Source organism: Nostoc sp. CHAB 5836, assembly GCF_020829445.1.
Lineage (GTDB): Bacteria > Cyanobacteriota > Cyanobacteriia > Cyanobacteriales > Nostocaceae > Nostoc.
In genome coordinates this window covers 13,792-36,946 of record NZ_JAIVFV010000063.1, presented here as the reverse complement: position 1 = coordinate 36,946, position 23,155 = coordinate 13,792, and the positions used below count along the sequence as shown (strand labels likewise).

Below are 23,155 nucleotides of genomic sequence, written 5' to 3'. Positions count from 1 at the left end.
CAGTTATGACCGCCGACTAGTTGTAGAAGCTGGTGTCGTCGCTAGAGAAGTCGAGTGTGCCGTTTTAGGTAATGATCAACCCCAAGCTTCTGTCGTTGGAGAGATTACTTATGACAGCGATTTTTATGATTATGAAACTAAATATACGGAAGGACTAGCAGATTTACGGATACCAGCACCGCTTCCAGATGCGATCGCCCGTCAAATCCAGGACATGGCTTTGCAAGCCTTTGCAGCTGTTGACGCTGCGGGGTTAGCAAGGGTAGATTTCTTCTATGTGGAAGCCACAAAAGAAGTTTTGATTAACGAAATCAATACGTTGCCAGGCTTTACAGCGACGAGTATGTATCCCCAACTCTGGGCCCATAGTGGAGTCTCCTTTCCAGAATTAGTTGATCGGTTAATTCAACTTGCTCTTGAAAGGAATTCTCCTAGCTGAGGGAGAAAAAAGCGAACTGATTTCCAGATTTTTACAGCAAAAAGTTCCAGGAAATACAGAATTTTGGCAAAAGTTAGCCAGATTTGGTAGCCTATGTTTTACAAAAAAGCTACTTGAATCGGAAATTTTGTTACGGATACCTGATGCTTGACTCCTCCAGTACAATTTATTGACTAGAGGGGTACAAATCTGAAAGTAATCATGGAAAAAAGTCAGAGTGTACAGCGCGAGCCAACCCAACTAAGAGGGGCTACTCCACAGCTGACAAACAAGAAATCGAGACGAAGAAAAAGCTCGAATGTTCTGATATATCTGGTTGCACATCATCCTTGGCTATTGCTAACTGGGTTTTTAGCCATGTTTATGGGAGGTGGCGCTTTTGCCTTGTATAGCTTAGGTAACGCCGGCCCATTAGCACAAGAAGAACCAGAAAAAATCCCAGTTATAGTTGAAGAACCAATCAATGCGCTCTCTGAGAATAGTAATACTACACCTTTATGGATGGTAGCTGCGATCGTCCTCAGTTGTGGTAGTGGTTGCTTGCTGATTTTCCGAATGCTGAACCGGACAACGGAACCACAAAAAGTCCAAAAACAGGTTAACCGCCATCAGTTACCCTTGGCACAGAACCATTACCAAAGATTGGAACCACGCCTTCCCAAGAACCAACCAATTTTTGTGCCACAGAAACAGCTTATGCCCGTTATGCAGATGCAACCTAAAGGAAAACATCTGGTGACGGTTCTACCAGCAGAACACAAGCACCACCTAGATACGCCCACAGAACCTTTAGCAGACTTGATGGATCTTCGTAAAAATAGTTCATTGTCTGCAATTTTACGCCAGTATTAATACTACTGTAAAGTAAAACCTTGTTAAATTAACACTTTTGGCCAATTAGTTTGGCTCAGATTCCCGACTTTTGTAAGAAGTCGGGAATCTTGTTATGTACGAATGATATCATATCCGGTTAATCAAACTGAATCAAAAATGTTACTTGGTAGTCAGGACTAAAGTCCTGGCTTTGGGGACTGAAGTCCCCACTACAAACTACTTATTATGGGTCAATACGCTTGGAGGGAATGGGGGTTTCAAAGCCTCTCGACCCTTGTCTAACGACAGGCTGACGCCAACGGGCAGAGGAATGGAAGCGGGGTTTATACTATACTTTACGACTTTTCAAACATCCTCTTAGATGATGTATTGTCCTATATAGCGGATTAACTACTTTTAAAAAGTTAGATATGAGCAATTACTCCCTTCCCGCCACAAGAATACCTAATTTTTTTTACGAACCGCCAAGGACGCCAAGGACACCAAGGAAGAGAGAGAAAAATCAATAGGTAATCTTGTAGGGGGAAGGGAGTAGTAAATTTAAAAACCTGCCAAAATGGCAACCAGCTTTTGATGAACCAAGTTAAATTGTATGAAGATAAACGACTTCAAGGGTTTTGTTTTCAGGGACTACCACGCAAGCAAATTCATTTTGTAAAACATTATTTAGCAAGTGATTTACAAAACCAAAAAACAATCTCTACCAGTTATTTGCAGAGGATTTTTCTCAGAAAATAAATATCAATAATTAAGTTTGGCATTTGCTGCAACAGGAATATTAAATGCGTATGGGCGTTGTTGTTGAAGTACGCATTAGCCCCCAAAGAATGGGCAACGTCTGTATAAATTCCTGTTCCCTTCAGCAGCAAATGGCAGAGTGGGAGTTTGAAAGCTGACTGATATGCTTCCTCTCACTCTCTTTTTATCTAATTCGTAATACTCGCCTTCGGCGAGAAACAAGCTATGTAATTCATAATTCTTATCGAAACACTCGGGCGTAATCTGACAATTCAGGTTATGTGGAAAAGTCCACCAAAAACCTAACCCCCTAACCCCTTTCCCGATGCTCTAAGTGGTAAATTCAAAGTCTCTCTCCTTAAAGGAAGAGAGAAATAGAAGTGAGGTTTTCCAGATGACCTGAATTGTCAGGCGCGTAATAATTATCAGGTATTTTTGTATATTTGGGATGCTTTGATCAAAACATGAATTTTCTTTAGAAGTTAGTTTCTCGTAAAAATTTAATAATCGCTGCATTCAGCACCTCAGAAGCACCAGTTGAGGCATCATGACAGCAGTTAGACAAAATCTGTAATTTGGAATTGGGGATATGTTGATGCAATTTTTCACCATGACTAGTAGGAAACCAACTATCTTGCTCACCCCACAAAACTAGTGTAGGGCACTCAATAGCACTCAAATTATTTTGAATTTTGGTGAGCATATTTGGCTTATTTGCTTGCCAATTCTCAATTTCTCGCGCTGCTATTTGTAACTCTTCGGCGACTTTCGCGATCGCACCAGGTAATTCAATAAACGGGTAAGTTATCCAATAAACATCTTCCTGTGTCAAAATTGACGGATCAAATAATACCCCACGTCTTTCTATTGCCATTATTTCTCTAAATAAAGGTGCAAACAGATATGCCAGACGTAAGGAGTCAATTGTTTGTATTACTTCTAAGGGCGTTTGGGCAAGTAACCACATAGCCCAATGGGGTAGATGTTCGGTAAAAATAGGTACGTTTACTACTATAAGCCGTCCGATTAACTGCGGATTTTCTTGAGCAAGAGCAAGAGCAACTAATCCCCCCAGAGATTCAGCCACAATCACTGCGGGTTCATCACATAATGCCTGAATAACTCTTTGAAACTCAATAACTTGATGACCATTGTGTTCTCTACGAGACAATGGCTTTTCGGAAAAACCAAAGCCTTTGGCATCGAAACAAATTACCCGATAATATTTAGATAATGGTGCTATACTATGACGCCAATTGTAGCTCCAACTACCCATACCATGTAATAGAATTATGGGTTTACCTCTACCTTTTTCGCCATAAGCAATTTGTACAGGATACCCTTTGGCATCACTAATAATTAAACTTTGCCGCCCTTTGGGAAAAGTAGCTTGCCACCAATCTGTCATTCGGTTATTAATAAAGAATTTAACCAATTCTGGGAGTTCAAGTTGCATAGTAACTAACAAGCCGCAGGTTTTGTGGCTCTTGTCTTTATCGCTGTTACCAAACTGAATTACGAATTACTGTCTTCGTAGCGGTAGCGAAAGCGTTGCGGTAGAGAGGAACGAGCGTCCGCAGGAGCGTCATTACGAATTACGAATTATTTTAACCACCTGTTAAGGCATTCCACAGGATTCTAATTAGAATCACAGGCAATGCTACTAAAACAATGGAAATTAGCAACAATCCGGCCAAAACCGCAAAGATAAACCACCTATCTGCACTCTTTTGCTGGCTGGGAAATTTTAAGTACTCTTCCAAGAGCTTAATATTATTAGTGTTAGCTCTCCAGGCAAAATCAAAAAAGTCTCCCAAAACTGGGATAGCACCTACCAAGCCATCAATGATCACATTCAAAACCATTTTGCCTAAAGTGGCTCTAGATACACCCAGCCGCGCTGCTTCTAGGATGATGTAGCTAGAAAACATGATTCCCAAAAAATCACCACCAATCGGTATGAGTCCTAAAATTGGATCTAGACCAAAACCGATCTGCGTGCCAGGAATAGTAATAACATTATCCAGCAGCCGGCTTAACTGACGCAGGCGCTTCAAGGTGGGTGCTTTGGTATCAGGTTCAATTATCGAAAATCGAGGAGGAGAATCAGACATGAAGGCGATCGCTAATTTTATATTGAATCGTTGATATTTTACTCCCCTACTGAGATTTGTCAAAAGTTTTCTCAGGATTTACTAATTAATATTTTTCGTGAGATTGCGGCTGTGCTTTTGGGCGCATATCTTCGCCCACAATCACGTTCAACTGGTCGCCGATTAACACAACAGCAGCGCTCATCGACAGCCAGAGCATTAAAACTATCACAGCCCCTACAGCACCATAGACTTTATTATAATTCCCAAAATTTGCCACATAAAGCCGAAATAGGGCAGACAATATTGCCCAGAAAACAGCTGCTAAAATTGCTCCAGGCATCATTGGCGTCCCTGAGTTCCACTTGCTTGGGCCATAACGATAGACAAAGCTAAAGGCGGTAGCAACAATACTTAAAGCTAAAGGCCAGCGTAACAACTGCCAAAGATGCAACAAGAAGATCAAAGAGTCATTTTGGTTCACTACCATTCCCAATAGCCAGTCACTGATAAACACTAAGAAAGAAGCCAACATCAAAAGCAACATAGTACCGACCGTTAATCCCAGAGAGACGAGCTTGGCTTTCCAAAAGGGACGGATGTTTTCTGAAGGAATTTGATGGATTTGGTCGAGGGCTGTCATCGCGGTACTCACCGCCCCAGAAGCAGTCCAAATTGCTAATACAAAGCTCAGAGAAAACAAACTACTGTTTTTGGAGTTGGTAATTTCTGTAGTGGCAAAATCACGAATCAGATCCAGGGCTTGTTCAGGTAGGACTTGGCTTAGTTGCACCGCCAGTTGTTTAAAGGTGTTTTGTAAAGATTCTGCCAATAAGCCAATGGCTGTGAAGATAGCAAGAATTGCTGGAAACAGGGATAGCATGGCATTGAAGGCAATTTCCGAAGCTAGTCCCAAAAGTCGCCTTTCAATTGTCCTAGCAAAAGTTTTTTTGAGTGTGCGCCAATTGAGGTGGCGAAAAAAGCGGAAAAAGCGAGGCTTTGGCATGATTTAGAGTAAAAACTGGTTGGGTTCCTTAGCTACTTTGCCAAATTTTGCGTAGCGATCGCATCTATCTTTTTACCGCAACAATACTGGGTGGGGAGTGGGGAGAGAGTTTCTGACTAATGACTAATGACTAATGACTAATGACTAATGACCATTAACTATATTATTTATGAATCAAGATTTAACACAACAGTGGCTGACAGAAATCCAGGTACTCAAAGAGCAGATGGCGGGACTTCAGAGCGATCGCGATGCTGCTTGGGAAAGTGCCCAAAAATGGCGCAAGCTCTATAACACAGAGGCAGAACAACGCCGCACAGATGCCCAACTCTCCCAACAGGCGATCGCATCCCTCAAGGCAGATTTACATAAACTCCAAGGTTTTGAGGTAGAGACAATAGCTGTTACACCAGTCACAGCTATCCAACAAGAAATAGAACAACTAAAATCTGTGGAGGATTTGCAAGCTAAACTCATCGCCGTGATTAAAGAACGCGATCGCCTCTTACAAGCTTTGAAAACTGAGCAGGACAACCACGCCCAAACCCGCAATAGCCTTACTACTGCCTTGGGTGATGCTATTGATAGCTTGACACGCGAGCGAGCAGGGAGAGCAGAGGGAGAGAAATAACTCCCAACTCCCAACTCCCAACTCCTAAAATCCCATTGCCTCAGCTACCGCGCCCAATTCTGCTGCAATACCCTGTTGAAATTGACTGTGATTGTGCTTAATGGCTGTATCCGGGTCTTTTAAACCATTGCCTGTAAGGACACAAACCACTGTCGCTCCTGTGGGAATTTGGTCTTTCACCTGCAACAACCCAGCTACAGAAGCGGCGCTAGCAGGTTCGCAGAAGATACCTTCTGATGCTGCCAAAAGTCGATAAGCGTCGAGAATTTCGGCATCGGTAACGGCGTAGAAATTCCCCTGACTTGCGGTTTGGGCTGCGATCGCTAACTCCCAACTAGCAGGGTTGCCAATGCGAATTGCTGTCGCTAGGGTTTCGGGATGGGCGACCGGTTGACCGTGTACTAAAGGGGCTGCACCTGCGGCTTGGAATCCCATCATCCTGGGTAAGCGATCGCACTTTTTGGCTTGATGATATTGACAAAAGCCCATCCAATATGCTGTAATATTTCCGGCATTGCCCACGGGAATACACACCCAGTCTGGGGCATCACCCAGCACATCGACTATTTCAAAGGCTGCTGTTTTCTGCCCTTCTAGACGGTAGGGATTGACGGAATTCACCAAAGTTATCGGATAGCTTTCGGCCATCTGGCGGACAATTTCTAGTGCTTGGTCAAAATTACCTTTAATTGCCAATACTTCTGCACCATAGAGTAATGCTTGTGCCAACTTGCCCAGCGCCACATAGCCGTCGGGAATCAGTACAAAAGCATTCATGCCCCCACGCCTAGCATAAGCGGCGGCGGCGGCTGAGGTATTACCCGTGCTGGCACAAATTACTGCTTTTGCCCCTGCTTCTTTGGCCTTGGAAATTGCCATAGTCATCCCTCGGTCTTTGAAGCTACCGGTGGGATTTAGACCGTCATATTTTACAAAAACCTGCACTTGTCTGCCAATACGTTCTGCGATCGCTGGCACTGGTATTAGAGGTGTGTTGCCCTCCAACAGAGTGACAATCGGTGTTTTTTCGCTGACAGGCAAGTATTCCCGATAGGCTTCTATCAGTCCGGGCCAGGGTTGGCGATGAGATTTAGCAGCAGACAGGCTCAAAGTCACGATATTTAAAATTTATTAATGTAAGGATTCGGATATTTAGAGAGGGTGGCATAGGTAAGTGCAGAGTACAAAAAAGCACGAAAGTCAATAGACATCTGGTGAAATGAAATATGCGTTACCCAGAACCCTTGTAGAGACGTAGCACTGCTACGTCTCTACTTTTTCACCAGATGTCTAATATTTCTTTGCCAATTCCCAGTCTTTTAATTCCAAAAGGATATTATTAAGAATATTATTTTTCGTGGTGCAGGTGTTAAACTTGCTACTTTTTCTTTTATTTGGAATGTCGTCACTTGATCATAAACCGCCACGGCGACTTCAGTTCAACTAGTAGAGGTCGGCGGAAATAAACCTACCATTTCATGTTTTCTCAGGAACACAGCCATTAGGGACTGACAAAAAATCAATTATCCAAAATTATTTGTACGTTTTTAGGGTTTCTTGGCCTAGATCCCCTGAAATTGGACGTTTTTCACCCTAAAAACCCCTTCTGATCACCGTCTCTGATGATTGAACCTCAAATCCATTAGACTAATTGATTGAAAGTATCTAATATTATAATAAATCTGAAAAGAGAAAGTATGATTATAATATTTCTGATGGTGTGAGTTAAGTTGTGGATTTAATTAGCGATGCCTACTTGTTTATCTAGTGTTTCCGATGGCGAGTCCCAGACAAGCTGGGTCAGCAAGTTAACCAAGTCTTATTATCAAGACGATCAGCAAGCTAAATTGATGTATTTACAAGCAGAGGTAGACTCCCTGTTACAGCAGTTGGAAAACCTGAAGCACCAACGTCTAGAAGAAACTAGCCAACAAAAATAAGTTAGTCTTGTGGATAGCGATCGCTTTTCCTTTCTCTAATCTAAATTTAAGTAAGAGATAAATGCGAGTAATTTCACAACTCATTTAGCTGAAACAGCAAGAAGCCCCACGTCTCACTTTTAGGAGCGTGGGATGAATTGCCAGTGAGTTGACGACAGTTTACCGACCCATGCGACAGCGCGGTCGGTAAACATGGAGGAAACGAACAAATCTAAGTTAAAATTAATAAATAGGGGCGGCAGGGCATTCCGTCTCTCTAATAAAGCTCATCGCCTCCTAAGCAATAGCCGGATTGGATGAGAAGCCTACACTGTACTGTACTCAGTCAGTGTAGGAGTATGTCACGATTGCTGACTTTTCACGTTATGTGGAAAAGCTAACGATTAACCTAAGAGGATGTTTGAAAAGTCCTCTTGTTGGTAGCAAAACGTTTTCGATCCCCCTAAATCCCCCTTAATAAGGGGGACTTTGATTCCGGTTCCCCCCTTACAAAGGGGGGCTAGGGGGGATCGAAAAGTGCTTAGAGTCACAGTGAAAAACTTTTCAAACAACCTCTAACACTCTAACCCTCTTCCCGACACGGGAAGGGGGGAAATTCAAAGTATCTCTCCTTAAAGTAAGAGAGAAATAGAAGTGAGATTTTCCAGATACCGTGAAAAGTCAAATTTAGGATTGCTATAATCCCGCATTAATTCGCATCGTTAAGTTCCCTTGTCAGACAACTTGTCTGACAAACATAATATCCCTCCTAAGTAGGTCGGCGCAATTAAAGCTAACTGGCTAAGGCTGTCACTTGTACTGAGCGAAGTCGAAGTATTTGTCATTTGTCCTTCGTCATTTACAAGGGTTTTTAAGCCTATTTACGTTTCGTAACATATTTAGGTTTTTTCGCGCCAACTTACTTACCTCGTCAACAACTTCCGCCGCAGATTATCCAACGCCGCATTCGCACTCAGATGACGAATTAAAGCTCGACCTCGCACTGCACCAAACTGATACTCAAAACTTGCCACTTCATTCTTTGGCCCAGCTAAACCAAGGTAAACTAAACCTACTGGCTTAGTATCTGTCCCTCCAGTTGGGCCAGCAATACCAGTGATACTCAATCCCCAAGTGGTTGCAAGGCGGGTTTTTACCCCAACAGCCATTTGCTCTGCAACGGTAGCACTTACCGCCCCAAATTTATCTAAATCTTCCTGGTTAACCCCCAGTAGTCCAACCTTTACCGAATTGTCATAAGAAATTACTCCACCCCAAAAGTAATCAGAACTCCCGGAAATCTCAGTCAACATTTGCCCTAAACCGCCACCAGTACAAGATTCTGCCACCGAAAGCGTTTCTTTTGATGCACGCAACAACTGACCAACCACGGAAGCAAGGGTATTATCATTGATGCCATAAAAATCCAGTCCAGCGATTTCTTTAATTTGTTTCTCAATCGGCGCAATTAGGGCTTCTGCTGCTGCTTCTGAAGTTGCTTTAGCAGAGACTCGCAATCTTACTTCCCCCTTACCTGCATAAGGTGCTACTGTGGGATTTGGCAACTTTAAATAGGAAGCAACTTTTTCCGCCAAAGCAGATTCACCAATACCCCAAAATTTTAAACTTCGGCTGTAAATAATTTCTTTACCCCAACCTTGACTTTTGAGAAATGGCACGGCTGTTTCTTCCCACATCGGGTGCATTTCACTGGGTACACCGGGAAAGGTAAAAATCGTGATTTCAGGACGCGGTTGCCAAATAATACCGGGTGCTGTTCCAGTGGGGTTGGGGAGAATTTCTGCACCTTGGGGAATTAAAGCCTGTTTGCGGTTACTTGGTGACATAACCCGACCACGTTGGGCGAATTTTTGGGTTATGTCTTCGATGATATCAGAACGTTCTACCAAGGGGACTTTAAAAAAATCAGCAATGGTTTCGCAGGTGAGGTCATCTGGTGTTGGGCCGAGTCCACCAGTGAAAACGAGAATTTGCGCTCTGGAAATAGCAATTTCTATAACTTGCTTCAACCGTTCTGGATTATCCCCAACCACTGTTTGATAGTAGTGGGGGATACCTAGCTGCGCTAATTGTTGCGCTAAAAATTGAGCATTGCCGTTGAGGATATCTCCTAGCAACAGTTCAGTACCAACACAAATAATTTCTGCACTCATTGGAAGGAATAGTTAGGAGTTAGGAGTTAGGAGTTAGGAGTTAGGAGTTAGGAGTTAGGAGTTGGGAGTTTGGAGTTTGGAGTTTGGAGTTGGGAGTTGGGAGTTGGGAGTTTGGAGTTTGGAATTTGGAGTTTGGGGTTTGGAATTTGGAGTTTGGGGTTTGGAGTTTGGAGTTCAAAACTTAAAACTCATCACTCTTAACTCCTAACTCTTAACTCCTAACTCCTAACTATCATCTCAGGCTAGTGCTGGTACAGGAATTTCCAGGTGAGGATATAAGGGGAAGCGATCGCACAATACAGCCACCCTTTGCCGACAATCTTGGGTTACTATGTCGGAATCTGGAGAAAGTAGGCGATCGCTAATAATATTTCCAATCTCGGTAAATTCTGCTACTCCTAAGCCCCGGGTGGTCATTGCTGGCGAACCTAGCCTCAATCCACTGGTAACAAATGGCGATTGCGGATCAAAGGGAATAGTATTCTTGTTAGCAGTAATATTCACAGTACTGACTAGCTGATCTGCCTGCTTACCAGTGAGACTGACAGAACGTAAATCTACCAGGATTAAATGATTGTCAGTGCCATTAGACACTAATTTTAACCCCCGGTTTTGGAGTTGTTCGGCCAAAGCACGAGCATTTTCAATCACTTGGGCAGAATAGGTTTTAAACTCAGGCTTGAGTGCTTCTCCAAAAGCTACTGCCTTAGCAGCAATGACGTGTTCCAATGGCCCGCCTTGGCTGCCAGGAAAAACGGATTTATCTAGCTTTTTACCTAGTTCTGCGTCGCCAGTCAAAATTAAACCACCTCTAGGGCCACGTAGAGTTTTATGGGTAGTTGTTGTCACCACATGACAATGAGGAATTGGGTCGGGATGAAGACCACTGGCAACTAAACCAGCAATGTGAGCAATATCGGCGAGTAAGTAAGCACCAATCTCATCAGCAATGCTACGGAACTTTTCAAAATCAATTATCCGAGGATAAGCCGAATAGCCACAAATCAGTAGCTTCGGACGCTCCCTCAGCGCCAGCTCCCGAATTTGGTCATAGTCAAGTTGTTCTGTTTGTTGACTGACGCCGTAGTGGCTAACTTGGAACCACTTACCTGAGACATTTACAGGGGAACCGTGGGTAAGATGTCCCCCATGAGACAAATCCATCCCCATAATTTTGTCCCCTGGTTGCAGCAGCGATAGGAACACTGCAAAATTGGCTTGGGCGCCAGAATGGGGTTGTACATTCGCATGAGCAGCACCAAATATCTTTTTAGCGCGGTCGATCGCTAGTTGTTCGATTTTGTCGATCAACTCACAACCGCCATAGTAGCGTTTACCAGGTAATCCCTCGGCATATTTATTTGTCAGTACTGAACCTTGAGCCGCTAGTACAGCAGCAGAGGTAAAGTTTTCGCTAGCAATCAGCTCCAGGTGATCTCGCTGACGTTGTAGTTCGTCGTTGATTAACTCCGCGATCGCCGGATCAGTGGAGGTAAGAAAGTCTGAATTAGTTCTAGTCACTTCAATTATCCTTAAGATAAATTTGTACAACGGCTGATTTTGGTTGGATACAGCACCTAAATAACAGTCAAGAGCAATGGTTTTTAACTGCTGTAGAGAGGCGATTAATCGTCTCCGTACTCTTGAGGTTTATTTGTGCCAACTTATTTATTATTAGACGCAAGTTCAATTAATGCATTAATTATCATAACAACGTTGCTTTTCTCCAAGCTGATCTCCTAGCGCCTTCAGCCTATAATTAAAAAATTGAACGCCATCGAGACAACGACTATGCTGTCAAATGATCTCAAAAATGCGTTACCTACAACTGACGAATTGCCTTGTAGTGACGATACACCGGTGGATAACGAAAACCAAAATTTGTTGCCCAATATTCTACTGTTTTTACTAAACTCGATATGGGCTACACGGCTGGATTGGTACTTTGGCGTAGACATGGCCGTGTATCATACTACAGGAGTGAACCCCAGAGTGCCGGTAGTGCCAGATGCATTTTTGAGTGTGGGAGTGGAACGGAGAAAAGGCGGCAAATCTCGCACAAGTTACGCAGTTTGGGAAGAAAATGGTGTCGTTCCTATACTCACATTAGAAATGGTATCCCAAACACCAGGGGGTGAGTATGATCAGAAAATGGCGATATATGCCAAACTTGGCGTGTTGTACTATGTAATTTACAACCCAGAATTTTGGCGACGCGACCAACATCAACCATTTGAACTGTACAAATTGGTGGATGGTGAATATAAATTACAAATAAATGAACCTTATTGGATGCTAGAAATAGGTTTAGGTATTGGTAGATACCAGGGTATGGTTGCTGGGATACCACAGGAGTTATTGTCATGGTATGACAAACAGGGCGATCGCTATTTGACATCAGAAGAACAAGCCCAGCAAGAACGACTACGCGCTGAACAGTTAGCACAGTATTTGCGATCGTTGGGCATCGATCCAGATAATCTACCTAGTGAATAATTTGGCGTCAGCCTGTCGTTAGACAAGCCCAGAGAGGCTTTGAAACCCCCCTTCCTAGAAGGGAAGGGGGGCTAGGGGGGTTAGGTTTGGGAGGCTTAGATGTTAGCAATAATACTTGTCAAACGTCCTCTTCAAGAAGTCGGGGATGTGTGGGTTGGAATTTTCACAAATCAAATAGGATTAATATAGCGATTTTGATAGTAATTCAAAATCTGGTTAACTCGTTGCCGACTTTCTAAACCAGAGTTTTCTGTCCACGACATGGACAAACCACCAATTTGACTTTGATTATAATCAAACTGTTGGGATGATTGGGGAATTAAATCCACTTCCACCCCTTCAACTTGACGCAAATGCGCTGCTATTTCTCTATAGACAGCTAAAGGCAAACCAGGGAATTCAATTTTTTCCTTAGTCTCCATCTTTATGAAGCTCCCACATTCAAAGGATTTTGGGGGGGCGTTGTCACTGAAATAGGATTATTGCCAGTAGCAGATGCAGCTGACGGCGTTGAGTTGACAGCCCCTTCCCCTACCATTTTGGCAACTTCGATACCATATTGTTCCAAAATCACAATTGGGTTTGATCCTCCATTCATTTCAATACGTTTAACTAGTACGCCATTTGCCAATCGCTGTCCCGCCTCTACATAGCGACTTGTCGGTTCATTGGGTACTTTGATAATCGCCTGTGGTTCTTTACTAATTAGAACTATACCAGTCACAAGCACTGCCCTTGCTAATTCAGGTTGTACTGACGGTGGTAATACAGAGACTAAAGTGGGATTGGGCACAACTTGAGGCAAAACTTTAGGCAAGACTGAAGTCAAGGTAGGATTGACTTTTTTTGGTACAGATTTTTGTTGATTTAAAGCTATGCTGCGTGTTGGAAGCTTTGGTTTAACTGGTGATGCAGTAGGTAGCTTAGGCAACACGGGAACTGGTCTTCCAGATGTTTTAAGCATTCCGGGAACAGTCTGCCCGAAAAGTTGTGCAAAGGGGTCACTGCGCTCTTTTGATACCACAAGTTCCCGTCTCCGCTCTATAGCATTAGTGGATTGAATCAAGCTAATAGATGCAGGAGTAACTTGTGAAACCTCTTTGGCAGGTATCACTGGATTCTTAAAAGATTGAGCCACAGGTCGCGACTTTGCTGCTATTTTGGGAATTGGCGCAGGATTGATGGCTTGTTGTGTATCTTCAGAAGCACATCCAGCGATCGCTAAAGCTAAAATAGCTGCAATTGTAATTTTTGAAGTTCTGCCCATGAGTTGTTCTCAAAAGCCATTGGAAAATTTCAAAGTGGAAATCAACCTGCCTGAAATTTATATCAAAGGCAAAGTATGTTCCCTTTATAACCTAATTTTTTACATTGCAAGGGTTATTTTTAGCACTGCCTACCCAGCGTAACTACGGCTTGGTGTTGTTTGCAGTCAATCCTCTGTCACACCCATAAGCTGTTTCATCGAATCCAGACCTTTCTTGACTCTACGGGAAACCGTTACTACACTGATGCCCAGATGTTCTGCAACTTGTTTTTGTGTCAAATCTTGCAAAAACACACATTCCAACACATCGCGAGTGCGTTTTTCTAGCTGAACCAATGCTTGTTGTAAGCGGAGTTGGTCTTCTTGTGCCAGTTGAAAGCTGCGATAGTGAGGATCTGGAACCAATTCTCCCAAACAGGTAGAGCCTTCTTCTCCATCTTGGATTGGCACATCGAGACTCAAGGGAGCGCGATTGATCCATGCTAATTTAATTTCTTGCCATTCCTTTGGAGAAATTTCCAGTGCTGCGGCTAATTCCGAGTCAGTTGGTTGACGATTATGTTTTTCCCGCCAAGAACGTGATACTCCTATTGCTTGCTGTTGGAGCGCTAACCATTTGCGAGGAATTCGCACAGTGACACCTTTATCTCGGAGATAGTGTTGAATTTCACCCCGAATATAGGGAAGTGCATAGGAACTGAAGGCGTGTCCCTTGGAAAGTTCAAATCTTTCAATAGCTCTGATTAAACCCAAACATCCAACCTGGAGCAAATCATCGTAGGTTTCATGACATTGATTTGTCCAGTAATGAGCTTCTTTCCTCACAAGCCCAAAATTGAGTTTTACCAGTTGATTGCGAAGATTTTCTGACGGAGATTGCTGATATTCTCGCAACAACTGCCAAATTTCGTGTTTGAGTTCATTGGTGACTGTGGTAGGCATAGCACCGAGTTTATTGAGCAAATAGAGAATCAGTTATGCGCTTTTAAATTCAACTGCGATCGCACGATATCAAAGACGATATGGCGCTAGATTTCCTAGCAAATACTATGGGAGATAACAGAGCTTTTCTAGCAAAATTCCATAGATTGCTTGGCAATCGAGCCAAATTTCAATGGGCGAAATCAGTATTGAGTTGGTTATTTATCTTCGGTCTGACCTGTAGCTTTTTTTATAACTACATAAAAACAAAATATAAAATTAATTACTAAATATCAAACCGAGATTGTACTTAATTTAAATTAATTGATGGTGAAGTTAATTTGGACAAACAAAACAACAGTAGTCGGGATTTGGTTGGACAAGCAAAAGTTGGATTTACAGTAAAATTACGTGCCCATTTAACTGGGATTTACCCAATAATTAAAAATTCCTAATAATTTAGGAAAAATACTATGTATATTTACGCAGGCAAATAAAAAAAAGGGTGTCTCACCCTTTTTTGTACTTAAGTCTATAGTTTTTTGATGAAAGGGAAAAGGTTAAAGGGATGAGATGAATCAAGTCACCTACCAGACCGAGAGATGAAATTTTTCCCACAGGACTTACGCAAAATAATGAAAAAACCAACCGCAAACGCGAGTGCGTCTCCCCCTGGGAGAAGGACGCATTCGCGAGTGCGTCTCGTAAGAGTTGGACACAAAGAAATAAGAGTTTCAGAGAGTTGTTGCGTAAGTCCTATCCCAATTGCAAGGGTTATTTCGCTCACAATTTTGCTCGGCTTTAACTTTTCCCCATCTTTGTAAAAAACTTATCTACCCCCTTGAAAAAAGAGGGTAAATAAGTTAACTTTTGTGAGCAAGTCTGTTACTTGCAGAATTGTCATTTTGAGTGCCAGTCATTTGCGTTACTTCCGAAGATTTAGCCACGATTCGGTTCAACCCGTGCATAAAACAAACCGCGAATCTTGACTTCTTTAGGTTCACCAGCACCTAAATCTGTATCAGATGGCTGTTCGCTCTCGAAAGTACCAGCAATTTCACCACTAGAGTTATCTACTTTAGCGATTTGCAAAGAAATCTTGCCATTGAGATTTTCAGCACGCTTGACGTTAGTGCGGGTAAGTTCTTCATCATCTGCTTGGGCGGGGAGAGCCACGGCATTATCGTAGCCACTGACGACACCACGGCCTTTGGGATCTAAGAAAGCAGCACCACGGTAGGAAGGAACTTTGAAGGTGCCTTCAAAGTCCGTAGAGGTGTTAATACTGATCAAACTGGGTTGGCTTTGAGCAACCAAGTTTTTGATGGTGAAGAGGAAAGGTACTCGCTCACCACCAGGAAGTTGCACAGTGATGGCTTGAAAGTCAAGACCATCAGTTTCAGTAAAAGTTAGGCTATTATCTGCGTTGACCTTGAGATTACCTTGCACCTGATCAATGGTGGAAGTGTATCTGGTCAACAATTTGCCAGCAACAAATTCTGCTTCTTGCCGTTTATTAGCAGGTTCTTCTTTGATGAAAAAGCTAGTTGGTTCCAAGCAAAGTTCTTTGATGGCATAAGACTGGCTAGAATCAATGGGAATGGAACCACGGCTTGTTTCTGCTAGTTGGGGGCATTTGTTAGCCAAACCAGTGCCGCGAATTTGATCGTAAGTGAGTACATCTCTACCACTACTAGCAGGAGCATCACTACAAGCCGTTATTAGCCCCAGGCACAAAGCCAAGAATGCAACAATTAAAGCGCGATACCTCATGGTCAACCTCAATCTCAAAAATTAATATCTAAGTTGTAAAACTGCATCGAAGCTTTGATCTCTGATGAGAAGACGCTACTCTGCGAAAAACTACCTTTGGTCGGACACGGCTTTGCTCTGATTAAGAGAGTTGAGGCAAGTGTCCGGGTGTGTAGGTTGTCAGCCGTTGCTCAAACTTTTCTGTTGCTAAACGTAGTTAAACGTGTCGCTCTCTTGAGCTTGGGGTGTAAACCCCAGACTAAGTAGCACACTCCATCCATTTTGGATGTGTGTCACTAGGGGAGCAAAAAACCAGCAGTTTTACTGTTGGTGGCATTTGTTAGATTTGGGCGAGTGGATGAGTAAGCTCCACACAAAGCAGCATAAATGCTTACCTCAAGGAGCGCGAAGAGGGGTGTCTGCTTCGCACTTTGCTCTTGCCGATGGCAAAAACGGCGTCGCCCAAGTCTTTTTGTATCATGTATGTGACGCCACTACATACAGCCCATTGTTTGATGGGGAAATCAGCCAGATCATACGATTTTTTTTAACTCAAAATCAAAGTACTCAAAATCCAAGAAAGTCTCGTCCTGATCACATCTAGCTGCTGTGGAGGCTATGCTAAAGGTTACTACGCTCTATTAGGAGCGATCGCAATTGCTTTTGATAAAGATACAAATCTAGTTATATTCATCCCTGACTAGTACTCTACCAACCCCAAATTGCGCTTGTGAGGGTGGAGAGTGGGGAAAAGTTTTTTCCTTTTGTCAAATTTGTGGATATCTAGCAAGAGTTGCTTTGGTTGACTACTAAGACAAGGGGGATTAGAGGAATCAACACTGGGAAACTAGGGAAAATTAAAAATCTCCGGTAAATTTGAGTTGACCTCATTTATACGGAAAGGGTAGCATGAACGATAACAAAAATATTGAATCAGAGAAGTTGTCCTGTAATCTGCAAGCGATCGCAACTGTGGTGTATGATGCAGCTACAGCTTGTGAAGGTGATACTGTAGCATTTTTGGCTTTGCTGCGGCAATTGGAGCAGTTACACCGAGAGATCCGGGATGGGGTTTTTCAAGAGAGTTTGCCTGTTAACCGTCGGGAACTTTACTCACTGCTGAAAGATATTGAGTCTGAAGGAGGCTGGCCTTACATTGAGCGCATGAGACTACAAGCATTTTTAGCAAATTTGCCACAAGAGGCTCTCGAAGAAAATAAGTAAGTCGGCAAGAGTAAACCAAACTATATTACGAAACGTCAATACACCTTAAACCCTTATAAATAACGAATACTTCCACTTCGCGCTTGGTGAGGGTAGTCGAACGCGAGTGCGTCCCGCTCTTAAGGGCAGTACAAATGACAAATGACAAATGACAGCCTTAGCCAGTTAGCTTTATTTGCGTCGCTCTACTTAACGGTGAAGTTTCACACAGCGATCGCTCCTTTGGCTGATGATCTCAAAATAAATTTCTCGCTTTGAATTAACAACTGTGATCGCCTCATCAACCGCTAAACCAAGAGCGGTTGCTCGTTGAGGCCTCAAGCTAATTCGTAATTCGTAATTCGTAATTAAAAAGCAATACGCTTGGGTTAAGCATTTCTTTCTTCTCTCAGTGTCGCGCCAGTTGCTACCCTGCGGGAACGCTAAGAGCGAACAAGTCTCTTAACCGCAAGGGCTCACTGGCAACTCTTTGCCTGGAGTGGTTCGTCAAAAAAATTGACTTTGACAAAGGATTTTAGCCTTAACCCAAGCGTATTGAATTAAAAAGGGTTTTTACTGGTTATGCCATCACAAAGAAGGCGATCGCTCTTTTCAAGATTGGGGTTGTACTTGAGGTAATCACCCAGCCAATTGCAACCACGGACAAGCAGATCATCCAGGTCTAAATTCCACAGAATTATTGTGTTATCAGCACTAGCTGATGCTAATATTTGACCATCTGGGCTAAAACTTATACTTAACACCGGAGCGCGATGCCCATTAAGACTTTTAATTAATTTGCCATCATGGCTCCAAAGTTTCACTGTGCTATCCCAACTGGCGGCAGCGAGCAATTCACCATTGGGGCTAAAAGTCACGGCATTGACGCTATCGCTGTACCCTTTTAATAAGGTTTTTAACAACGTCCCATCCCGTCGCCACAGTTTCACGGTGTTATCCCAGCTAGCAGAAGCCAGCAGCTCGTCAGTGGGACTAAAGCTGACACCCAACACCCAGCTGTCATGGGGTGAGAAAGTTTTGAGCAAAGTACCATCTTGCTGCCAAAGTTTCACAGTTTGGTCATCACTGGCAGAGGCTAAAACTTGACTATCAGGGCTGAAATTTACGCTATTTACCCAACCCTGATGCCCCACTAAAGTTTTCAGCAACTTGCCTTCACGGTTCCAAAGTTTCACTGTTTTATCTTTGCTAGCTGATGCTAACAATTGACCATCAGGGCTGAAATTCACGCTCATCACACTATCCTTATGTCCGTGGAGAGTCATGATCAAAATACCGTCAAGCCGCCAAAGTTTGACAGTTTTGTCATAACTTCCTGAAGCCAGGATTTCACCTTTTGGGTCAAAACTGACACTAGGAACTTTATTTGTGTGCCCTACCAAAGTTTTGTAAAGTCGGGTTTTCATTTCGCCATTACTGGTGTATCGTTGCCAAAGTTTGACAGTGCGATCGCTACTACCAGAAGCTAGCATCTGACCGTTGGGACTCCAAGCAACGCTCAAAACTCGATCCTGATGCCCTTGAAGAATAGACGGTGTTGGGGCATCTAAACTCCATAGTTTCACACTTTTGTCGAAACTTCCTGAAGCCAGCAATTTGTTATCTGGACTGAAAGTGATGCTGACAACAGCATCGCTATGTCCTTTGAAGGTTTTGAGCAACGTACCAGTGATACTCCAGAGATTTATGGTATTATCTTCACCTGCGGAAGCTAATTTTTTACTATCGGAACTAAAGCTCAAACTCCACACTGTACTGCTATGCTGCCGTAAAGTTTTGTAAGGACGAAAGTCAAAACCGTCTTTATTGGTGTTATTTTCCCGTCGCCAAAGTTTCACTGTCTTATCTCGACCTGCTGACGCCAAGAATTGACCGTCTGGGCTGAAAACAGCTACAATCACACCCTGCTGATGTCCTTGCAAAGTTGTAACAAGGCTACCATCCAGTCGCCAGATTTTCACTGTCTTGTCATCGCTGGCCGAGGCGATGAATTGACCATCGGGGCTAAAGTTTACCCAGTTAATCCACCCTCGATGTCCTGTCAGTATTTTTACTAAGCTACCGTCTTTGCGCCAGATTTTTACGGTTTTATCCTTACTGGCAGTAGCCAATAACTCGCCATCAGGACTGAAATTAACGCTATAAACCCAATCTTCATGACCTTTCAGGGTTTTATATGGCTTGGGGGCAAATTCACCTGTAAGCCTGTTTTTCCGCCAGATTTGCACTGTTTTGTCGAGGCTGGCTGAGGCTAGGGTTTGACCATCTGGGCTAAAACTGACAGAGGTGACAGCATCAGTGTGACCTTTGAGGGTTTGGAGTAAGATGCCGTCAGGATGCCAAAGTTTCACGGTCTGATCTCGGCTACCTGATGCTAGCAACTGACCATCTCGGCTGAAAGTTACTCCCCAGACAATATCAGTGTGACCTTCTAAGCGGTTAGCCTCTGTTACCCCATAAACTGCCTGTTGTAGGGCTGTCACCACCCGCATTCGGGTATCTGGTTGTACTACCTCTGCCTGTTTAAGTCTTCTCCAAGCCCGCAAACTTTCTAATAGGGCATCAAACTCTTTATTAGACGCAAACAAAGCTTCGCTAGCAGCAGTGATCGCACTAATTTTTAAGTTACTTTCACTGCGTTCAGCTCGTAGAGTTTGGCGGACTGCTGCTCTTTTTTGTAAGTCGGCTTGCCACCATAATACTGCGATTGTTCCCCCCATGATTGCCAGGACTGCTCCTGCGATTCGTGCTTCCCGCAGTCGCCGTTGCAGTACCAAATTGAGTTGCTTTTGACTAAGTTTTTGAGCTACTTCCGCTTTGGTTTTTTCAAGTTTGATTTTTTCTAGTTCGGCGAGCATACCATAATTGTTCTTCTGGCGAATTGGTTCAACCAAATAATCGTGAACCAAATGGTAGCGATCGCCTAACTCTTCTCGGACTCTCAACACCAAACCTGAACCCACCAATATTTCTAAAATCAGTTCCCCAACTGTGTCAAAGCTTGATATTGTATCTATATCGTGATTATTAACTAATGCAGCCGCTAAATCAGCTTTAGTTTTTAACGGTCGCGTCCCCTTTTCATCAGTTAACTCAAATAATAATTTCCAACTTAATTCTTCGTTTTCCTGACCACAGTCTTTGATAACTTCCCCTAGCCAACGTTCAACTAATTTTGTGGAGCCACCACAAAGCTTGTATTCTCCAAGTGTGGTAATATTTTCTATTTGTAGTTGAGCGCCAACTATTTGTAATTCAATTGGATGTACTTCGTCTAATTCTCCTGTCAAATCTTGCACTAATCGGTTAATTAATTCCTCACTCAGTTCATAATGTGAACGTTGAGTAAGACTGTGAATTATAGCTTTAGCATCCTGGCTAGAGAATTTTCCTAAATAGTAGCGAATATCCTTATCGAGAATATTTTTATTAATTACACCCAAATCATATAAACCAGTACTATTTTTTTGGCTCAAACGTTCAAATTCTAATAAATGATGTAAATAATCTTCTCGTAATGAAAGAATGATTTTGACAAAGGAAATATTTAAACATTGACTAAAAAACTTGTAAAATTGTATTCTTTGTGTGGGAGGATTACTAACAAAGAAAAATTCTTCAAACTGGTCTAATATGATAACTATTGTATAATTGCGCTCTGATGCTAACCGAATTTTTTCTAGCAGGATGGTGGGTGTAGAGTCAAGATTAAGCGATATTCCTGTGTATGCCAGCGCTTGGTTGATACTGCTGATCAAGATTGTAATCCAATCAGTATAAACAGACAAAACAATAGGTATAGGAATGCGCTCACCAATAACTTTTCCCTTGAGTGCTGGGACTAAACCAGCTTTGAGAATTGAACTTTTCCCCACACCTGATGGGCCATAAATTACTGTGAGTTTGTAGTCAGCGCGGGTAATTCTTTCAATTAAGCGATTGACATCTTGTTGCCGTCCAGAAGCAGATATTTCTTGGGCAATTTCTTCAGGAATAAATGGTATTTTTTGAGGTTCCAGTACTGAGTTAATTCTGGGGCGTTGCGGCTGCAATTGACTTGCCCCGATGAAGGCACGAAAGCCATACTGATGTTCTATTTTAATTTTTTCTTGCTTCAGCTTAAAGGCTTCTGTATAGTCATGACGGTCAAAAAAGTAAAGCGATCGCAGTTCCTCTAAAATCTCTAAGTAAAGTGATGGCTGATGTTGTAGCTCACAAACTACCCTCGCCCATTCCAAGTTATTGATGGCTTCTTCCGACTGACCCAGATGCCGTTGCGTACGTGCTAGCAAGAGAAGATACCAACTTTCTTGTCGTCGTGTTCGCAAAGCGTCTCTTAAAGAAACTTCTGTTGCTTCTTCCGAAATAGAAAGTGCTGTATTCGCTAATTCATGAGCTAGTACCCAATTGGACTCAGAAGCAGCCACATTTGCCAAAAAGCCATAATTTTGAGCAACTTGTGCAGGAGTTCCATAAGTTTTATGTAGATGTAATGACTTTTGAGCTAATTTTTTTAATTCATCCCAGGCTTGTAAGCGTTGCAGCATTTCACAAGCAGGCAAAATAAATTTAGCAACTAAGTCTTCTCTTTTTACCTCTTCCAATAGCTCCAAGCATTGTTTAAACCACAACAAAGAATGTTCGCAATAGCTACTAGTATTCTGGTATAAGTCTGCCATTCGGCGATAACATAGCCCCAAGTGGAATAGTACTATTGCTTGCTTGAGTAAAGACGAGGCGGGTATAGAGAGAGGGAATGAGATGAGCAAAGAAGAATTACTCTGCCACTGTGCCACTCTGCTTGCTTCCTGCTGCCATAACGCTAGGCTTCTTTGATAATTGGCTAAAGCACCATTAATTTGATCGTTGGCGTATTTATCTCGTCCCAATACAAATTCTAAACTAGCTTCTAATCCTGGTGTTAATTGAACGCCATACAGGCGTACCAAATCATTACGGGCTGATTCTATTTCGTGGCGGTGTTGCGACTTAGGATCTAAATCGAGGAAGTCATTAGATAAAAACGTTTCGGCACCGACTTCTAAGACTTTAGCAAATAGAGATTCAGACTCTTGGCGGATCAAAGCAATCAAATCTGCTTTGGGCATTTCAAATTTAATAGTGGTTGCAGCCCAGCTTTTGAAATCAGGCGCTAATCTTGAAAGCAATGATGCCACTTCATCTTGTAGCCACAATACCACTGGAAATGGAAAAGTTGCAGCATAAATATCTCGTGCTTGGTTGATGCCTGTAAGTAAGTTTTCCAGGTCGATAATTGACTCAATACCGAAAACCATCACAGCAGATGGCAAAGAGTCTGTAAGGACAGTAGGATTATCTAAAGATAGTTCTGAGATTATGGTGTTGTGTAAGGAAGTCGTTGATGGATTAACAACGATTTCTTTAAAATTGATATCTTTGGTGATGGAGCGAATATTCTCTAACATTTGCTCACGCAATCGCCTATAGTTACATCGAACTAAAATCAGAGCAAATTGACCTTCGGAAAGCGCGATCGCTCTAATCAGTCTTTGCAAAGTATGCTGATTCTCTTTGATGTAGATGTCTAGCTGCTGATCATTAGTCATTGGTTATTGGGCATGGGGCATGGGGCAGTGGGCGTCGGGCATTGGACGTTGGACATTGGGCATTAGTTATTAG

The 23,155-nt window shown here is 42.8% G+C and carries 17 protein-coding genes and 1 pseudogene; 6 read left to right on the top strand and 12 right to left on the bottom strand.

What is annotated here, in order from left to right; translation table 11 throughout:
* Together LC605_RS14790 and LC605_RS14785 are read left to right on the top strand one after the other, a co-directional pair.
* Positions 1-439 (top strand): annotated as a pseudogene (locus tag LC605_RS14790) (ATP-grasp domain-containing protein); the annotation flags it as partial.
* A 201-nt stretch (positions 440-640) separates the two neighbouring features.
* Positions 641-1,291: a hypothetical protein gene (locus LC605_RS14785; RefSeq protein ID WP_229548280.1), complete on the top strand. Its 651-nt coding sequence runs from the start codon at positions 641-643 to the stop codon at positions 1,289-1,291.
* A gap of 1,195 nt (positions 1,292-2,486) precedes the next feature.
* On the opposite strand, the gene LC605_RS14780 is transcribed toward LC605_RS14785, so the two are convergent.
* The 3 genes from LC605_RS14780 to LC605_RS14770 all read right to left on the bottom strand — a co-directional run bounded on the left by LC605_RS14780 (position 2,487) and on the right by LC605_RS14770 (position 5,110).
* On the bottom strand, positions 2,487-3,419 hold the full coding sequence (locus tag LC605_RS14780) for an alpha/beta fold hydrolase (RefSeq protein WP_229548285.1): 933 nt from the start codon (positions 3,417-3,419) through the stop codon (positions 2,487-2,489).
* A gap of 199 nt (positions 3,420-3,618) precedes the next feature.
* A complete protein-coding gene (locus LC605_RS14775) occupies positions 3,619-4,125 on the bottom strand; it encodes a DUF4112 domain-containing protein (RefSeq protein ID WP_229548284.1) in 507 nt (168 codons plus the stop codon).
* 85 nt (positions 4,126-4,210) lie between these two features.
* Entirely contained in the window at positions 4,211-5,110 is a 900-nt protein-coding gene (locus tag LC605_RS14770) for a YihY/virulence factor BrkB family protein (RefSeq protein ID WP_229548279.1), read from the bottom strand.
* 169 nt (positions 5,111-5,279) lie between these two features.
* Here LC605_RS14770 and LC605_RS14765 point away from each other — a divergent pair, with 169 nt between their 5' ends.
* Entirely contained in the window at positions 5,280-5,741 is a 462-nt protein-coding gene (locus LC605_RS14765; protein WP_229548278.1) for a hypothetical protein, read from the top strand.
* Between the two features lie 24 nt (positions 5,742-5,765).
* Here the strand turns inward: LC605_RS14765 and thrC are convergent, their stop codons facing one another.
* Positions 5,766-6,857 (bottom strand): threonine synthase, encoded by a 1,092-nt coding sequence (gene thrC / locus LC605_RS14760; RefSeq protein WP_229548277.1) that lies wholly within the window; start codon positions 6,855-6,857, stop codon positions 5,766-5,768.
* Between the two features lie 632 nt (positions 6,858-7,489).
* Between thrC and LC605_RS14755 the strand changes: the two genes are divergently transcribed.
* A complete protein-coding gene (locus tag LC605_RS14755) occupies positions 7,490-7,681 on the top strand; it encodes a hypothetical protein (RefSeq protein WP_229548276.1) in 192 nt (63 codons plus the stop codon).
* A gap of 701 nt (positions 7,682-8,382) precedes the next feature.
* Here the strand turns inward: LC605_RS14755 and LC605_RS32960 are convergent.
* The 3 genes from LC605_RS32960 to glyA all read right to left on the bottom strand — a co-directional run bounded on the left by LC605_RS32960 (position 8,383) and on the right by glyA (position 11,355).
* On the bottom strand, positions 8,383-8,505 hold the full coding sequence (locus LC605_RS32960; protein WP_267868543.1) for a hypothetical protein: 123 nt from the start codon (positions 8,503-8,505) through the stop codon (positions 8,383-8,385).
* A 78-nt stretch (positions 8,506-8,583) separates the two neighbouring features.
* Positions 8,584-9,834, bottom strand: a complete 1,251-nt coding sequence (locus LC605_RS14750) for a competence/damage-inducible protein A (RefSeq protein WP_229548275.1) — start codon at positions 9,832-9,834, stop codon at positions 8,584-8,586.
* A 237-nt stretch (positions 9,835-10,071) separates the two neighbouring features.
* Positions 10,072-11,355: a serine hydroxymethyltransferase gene (gene glyA, locus LC605_RS14745; RefSeq protein ID WP_229548274.1), complete on the bottom strand. Its 1,284-nt coding sequence runs from the start codon at positions 11,353-11,355 to the stop codon at positions 10,072-10,074.
* 270 nt (positions 11,356-11,625) lie between these two features.
* On the opposite strand from glyA, the gene LC605_RS14740 reads away from it, so the two are divergent.
* Positions 11,626-12,330 (top strand): Uma2 family endonuclease, encoded by a 705-nt coding sequence (locus tag LC605_RS14740; protein ID WP_229548273.1) that lies wholly within the window; start codon positions 11,626-11,628, stop codon positions 12,328-12,330.
* Between the two features lie 170 nt (positions 12,331-12,500).
* Here the strand turns inward: LC605_RS14740 and LC605_RS14735 are convergent, their stop codons facing one another.
* From LC605_RS14735 to LC605_RS14720, 4 genes are all read right to left on the bottom strand, one after another.
* Entirely contained in the window at positions 12,501-12,752 is a 252-nt protein-coding gene (locus LC605_RS14735; protein WP_229548272.1) for a hypothetical protein, read from the bottom strand.
* A gap of 2 nt (positions 12,753-12,754) precedes the next feature.
* Complete coding sequence (locus LC605_RS14730; protein ID WP_229548271.1) at positions 12,755-13,597, bottom strand: hypothetical protein; 843 nt, start codon at positions 13,595-13,597, stop codon at positions 12,755-12,757.
* A 165-nt stretch (positions 13,598-13,762) separates the two neighbouring features.
* Entirely contained in the window at positions 13,763-14,539 is a 777-nt protein-coding gene (locus LC605_RS14725; RefSeq protein WP_229548270.1) for an RNA polymerase sigma factor SigF, read from the bottom strand.
* 918 nt (positions 14,540-15,457) lie between these two features.
* On the bottom strand, positions 15,458-16,291 hold the full coding sequence (locus LC605_RS14720; protein ID WP_229548269.1) for a photosystem II manganese-stabilizing polypeptide: 834 nt from the start codon (positions 16,289-16,291) through the stop codon (positions 15,458-15,460).
* Positions 16,292-17,179: 888 nt separating this feature from the next.
* Between LC605_RS14720 and LC605_RS14715 the strand changes: the two genes are divergently transcribed.
* Positions 17,180-17,494, top strand: coding sequence for a hypothetical protein (locus LC605_RS14715; RefSeq protein ID WP_229548268.1), 315 nt, complete (start codon positions 17,180-17,182; stop codon positions 17,492-17,494).
* A 539-nt stretch (positions 17,495-18,033) separates the two neighbouring features.
* Here the strand turns inward: LC605_RS14715 and LC605_RS14710 are convergent.
* Positions 18,034-23,082: a hypothetical protein gene (locus LC605_RS14710; protein ID WP_229548267.1), complete on the bottom strand. Its 5,049-nt coding sequence runs from the start codon at positions 23,080-23,082 to the stop codon at positions 18,034-18,036.
* Between the last annotated feature and the right edge of the window lie 73 nt (positions 23,083-23,155).

Coding starts and splice junctions, on each gene's coding strand:
- LC605_RS14785 (WP_229548280.1), top strand. CDS start 641: ATGGAAAAAAGTCAGAGTGTACAGCGCGAGCCAACCCAACTAAGAGGG.
- LC605_RS14780 (WP_229548285.1), bottom strand. CDS start 3,419: ATGACAGATTGGTGGCAAGCTACTTTTCCCAAAGGGCGGCAAAGTTTA.
- LC605_RS14775 (WP_229548284.1), bottom strand. CDS start 4,125: ATGTCTGATTCTCCTCCTCGATTTTCGATAATTGAACCTGATACCAAA.
- LC605_RS14770 (WP_229548279.1), bottom strand. CDS start 5,110: ATGCCAAAGCCTCGCTTTTTCCGCTTTTTTCGCCACCTCAATTGGCGC.
- LC605_RS14765 (WP_229548278.1), top strand. CDS start 5,280: ATGAATCAAGATTTAACACAACAGTGGCTGACAGAAATCCAGGTACTC.
- LC605_RS14755 (WP_229548276.1), top strand. CDS start 7,490: ATGCCTACTTGTTTATCTAGTGTTTCCGATGGCGAGTCCCAGACAAGC.
- LC605_RS32960 (WP_267868543.1), bottom strand. CDS start 8,505: ATGACAAATACTTCGACTTCGCTCAGTACAAGTGACAGCCTTAGCCAG.
- LC605_RS14750 (WP_229548275.1), bottom strand. CDS start 9,834: ATGAGTGCAGAAATTATTTGTGTTGGTACTGAACTGTTGCTAGGAGAT.
- LC605_RS14740 (WP_229548273.1), top strand. CDS start 11,626: ATGCTGTCAAATGATCTCAAAAATGCGTTACCTACAACTGACGAATTG.
- LC605_RS14735 (WP_229548272.1), bottom strand. CDS start 12,752: ATGGAGACTAAGGAAAAAATTGAATTCCCTGGTTTGCCTTTAGCTGTC.
- LC605_RS14730 (WP_229548271.1), bottom strand. CDS start 13,597: ATGGGCAGAACTTCAAAAATTACAATTGCAGCTATTTTAGCTTTAGCG.
- LC605_RS14725 (WP_229548270.1), bottom strand. CDS start 14,539: ATGCCTACCACAGTCACCAATGAACTCAAACACGAAATTTGGCAGTTG.
- LC605_RS14720 (WP_229548269.1), bottom strand. CDS start 16,291: ATGAGGTATCGCGCTTTAATTGTTGCATTCTTGGCTTTGTGCCTGGGG.
- LC605_RS14715 (WP_229548268.1), top strand. CDS start 17,180: ATGAACGATAACAAAAATATTGAATCAGAGAAGTTGTCCTGTAATCTG.
- LC605_RS14710 (WP_229548267.1), bottom strand. CDS start 23,082: ATGACTAATGATCAGCAGCTAGACATCTACATCAAAGAGAATCAGCAT.